This is a genomic window from Thiobacillus sp. 65-1402 (assembly GCF_001897685.1).
Taxonomy (GTDB): Bacteria; Pseudomonadota; Gammaproteobacteria; order Burkholderiales; family Thiobacillaceae; genus Thiobacillus.
Genome location: NZ_MKUG01000038.1, coordinates 1 through 3564 on the forward strand (window position 1 = coordinate 1; position 3564 = coordinate 3564).

Below are 3564 nucleotides of genomic sequence, written 5' to 3' on the forward strand. Positions count from 1 at the left end.
TTCCGAGTCGGCGATGCTGCCGCTGCCCTCGGCCAGCTCGGTATGGCCGTTTTTCGCGGCAAGGGGCGCCGCTTGCTGCAGCAGATCCTCCGGCAGAGCGTCGACGTCGATGTGGCCGGCGTCGTCGGCAAATACCGCCATCTGCTCCACGAAGCTTTCCAGCTGGCGGATATTGCCCGGATAGGGGTATCCCAGCACATAGGCCTCGGCCCGCGGCGTCAGCCGAAGGCCGCTGCGACCATACTTGCTGCCGTAAATGGCGAGGAAACGCTGCAGCAGATTGTGCAGGTCCAGGCCGCGTTCGCGCAGGGGCGGCAGGTGCAGGCGGATGCCGTTGAGGCGGAAATACAGGTCGGAACGGAAATGGCCTTTCTCGATGAGCAGGCTGAGATCCTGGTTGCTCGCCGACATGATGCGGATGTCGACCTTCTTGCCCTTGTTGGAGCCGACCCGGCGGATAATTTTTTCCTGCAGGACGGAAAGCAGCTTGGCCTGCATGGCGGGCGACAGGGTGTCCACTTCGTCCAGAAAAAGGGTGCCGCCGTCCGCTTCCTCGAAGAGTCCCGCGCGCGATTCCGTGGCGCCGGTGAAGCTGCCCTTGACGTGGCCGAACAGCTCGCTCTCCAGCAGGTTTTCGGGCAGGCTGGCGCAGTTGATGCTGACGAAGGGCGCCTGCTGGCGGGCGCTGTTCTGGTGAATGAAGCGCGCCACGCGGGTTTTGCCGGTTCCGGTTTCGCCGGTGATGAGAACGCTGATGTCGGTCCGCGCGATCCGCTCCGCCTTGATCAGGGTGGCGCGCATCTGCGGGGTTTCGGCGACGATATCCTCCGCTTCGCGGGACGGCACGGCAATGGCCGGCCAGGCCGCGCCCGCGGGAACGGCCTGGCTGGCGTGGATTTTCTCCAGGATGTCCTGCTCGCGGAAAGGCTTGGTCAGGTAATCGAAGGCGCCCAGGCGCATGGCGTCGACCGCGGAATCGATGCTGCCGTAGGCGGTGATGAGAATCACCGGCAGGGCCGGGTTTTCGCGCTTGATCTCACGCAGCAGATCGACGCCGGACATCCCGTCCATGCGCAAGTCGGTAATCACCAGGTCGTACTTCTGGTTGCCCAGGCGGGACAGCGCACCCTCGCCGCTTTCCGCCTCGTCGGTTTCGAAGCCGGCGCCCTGCAGCATCAGCGAAAGGCTGCGGCGCAGGCTTTTCTGGTCGTCTACCAGCAAAATGCGCATCAGGCGACCTCGCGCCGGTCAAAGGTTTCCTCGATGCGCACCGGCACGCGCAGGAAGAAGGCCGTCCCCTGGCCCACCCGGCTGCGCAGCCGGATGCGGCCGCCCCATTCCCGCACCAGGCGCAGCACAATGGCCAGCCCCAGGCCGGCGCCCAAAGACCGTTGCGAATAGAACGGCTCGAAAATCCGCGCCTGGTCTTCGCGGGCGATACCCTTGCCGGAATCCATCACCACCAGCAGGAAATACCCCGGATAAATCCGCAGCGCGACATCGATGCGGCCCGATCCCTGGATCGACTGGGAGGCGTTGAGCAGGAGATTCCAAAGCACCGTCTCCAGGCCGTCGGCATCGAACAGCAGCAGCGAGGAAGCGGGCTGGATATTCAAGCCCACCTGGATGGAAAGCTCCTCCTGGCTGATATGCCGCTCCAGCAGGCCGCAGGTTTTTTTCACCAGCTGCTCCAGCACGATGGGCTTGCTGACCGACGCGCGCGGCTTGCCGAAGGACAGGAAGTTGCTGGTGAGGTTGGTCAGCCGCTCCACTTCGTCCTGGATGATTTCCAGCGCCGCCCGGCTGCGCGAATTTTCGCCGCTGTCCGCGCGCAGCACGGCCAGGCAGTTGTTGATGGCGGACAGCGGATTGCGTACTTCGTGCGCCACCGAGGCGGCCAACTGGCCCATCACCGCCATGCGCTCGCTGCGTATCTTGTCCGCCTCGGCCAGCTTGAGCTGCTGATTGAATTCGGCCAGCTGCGTGTAGCTGCGCGCATTGTTGATGGCGATACGCACCTGGCCTGCGAGCAGTTCGCCCTTGTCCAGCGTGGCGGCGCTGAAACGCACAGGCGCCTTGCGCGCCAGCATCATCGCACCGATGAGATTTTCGCCGTCCAGCAGCGGAAACAGGGCCAGCGCCTCCCAGGGACAGCCGCTCGGCCGGCTGAACGGGGGCGTCTGGCTTGCGTCCTTCCACAGGACGCCAAGCGGCTGGTACTGGCCGCTGATGCCCTGCAGCAGGGTGGAACACAGCTTGCCGTTGCCGCACCAGACCTCGAGCTCTTCCGATACCGGCTGATCCGCCTGCGCAAACCATTTGGCCGCCAGATAGAACGCGCCGTCTTCGCTGCTCGGCAGCCACACCATCGCGCCGTCGCTTTCGAACAATGCGGCGCTTTCCTTGCACACGGCTTCGAGCACCCGGTCCAGCTCCAGGGTGGAGGTGAGCATGGTGGAAACCCGCAGCAGCGCCAGCCGGAAATCGTTGGCATCGAGCCATTGATGGTAAAGCAGCGCGTTGTGCACGATCGCCCCCACCTCCACGGCCAGCGCCTGCAATCCGCCCAGGTTCTGCTTCTCCGAGCCCGGATTGTTGGCGCGCAGGCGCAGGCGGCCGATTTCCTGGCCATTGGCGGTGAGCGACAGGCAGAGGGAGAGGCGCCCCAATTCATCGCGCTGGCCGCATTCGAACACGTCTTTCGTCGCATGCATGACCTGGCAAATGGCGCTATTGCACCTGGACTCGGTCCGCAGGGCACGCACCGGCCAGCGGCTGCTGAGATGCAGCGCGCGGCGGTCGAACTCGTCCACTTCATCCGCGGGGATGCGCAGAATGAGTTCGCTGCTGGTGAATCCCAGCAGTTGACGGATGGCCTTGGACACCACGTCCAGGGTGTTGTCCAGGTCGAGCGAGAGCATCGCTTCCTGAACCATGCGGTTGCGTATCTCGAGTTCCCGGTTGACCTGGCGGATTTCCTGCTTGGAAAGCTTCAGCCGGCGGTTGATCTGGGCCAGCGAATGACGCGACGTCTCGATCGTGCGCAGCGCCAGCAGGAAGCCGACGAATACCGACAGCATGATGCCGAGGTAAAACAGCAGCTTGACGCCGTGCCACATCCACCAGGCCAGGTTCCACATGCTGGAAAAGCTGAACAGATAGGCGCTTTGCGCAAACACTACCAGCAGGCTGAACACCAGCAGCGCCAGAACCTGGTTGTGCTCGCGGAAATAGCGGTAGAACGCTATGGCCGCCAGCGCATAGAGCAGCCCGGCCAGATAATGCGTCGCATGGAGGACGGAGGAAAACCTGAGATTGCTTGCGGAATCGGGAAACAGGCTCGGGATGAAATAGCGGTAGAGCGCCGCCACCAGTACGACCACGGCCATACCGGCCGCGACCGTCGCCAGATCCGCCCTGGAAAAGCCATGATTGCGTTCGACCGCGATGCGGGCCGCCACGCCGGCGAAAATGAAGGCGCCGCCCAGAAAGGTGGAGAGCGTGTGGTACAGGACGAAACGCGCCTGCTGGGTATGGGGATCGCTCCAGGCATGCAGCATGTCG

The 3564-nt window shown here is 63.9% G+C and carries 2 protein-coding genes; both read right to left on the bottom strand.

Annotated features, from left to right (window positions below; genetic code table 11):
- The coding region (locus BGO62_RS03180; RefSeq protein ID WP_296639232.1) for a sigma-54 dependent transcriptional regulator at positions 1 to 1230 on the bottom strand (1230 nt) is incomplete at its 3' end.
- On the bottom strand, positions 1230 to 3564 hold a 2335-nt coding region (locus BGO62_RS03185; protein ID WP_296639234.1), incomplete at its 5' end, for an ATP-binding protein. The genes BGO62_RS03185 and BGO62_RS03180, both read right to left, overlap by 1 nt.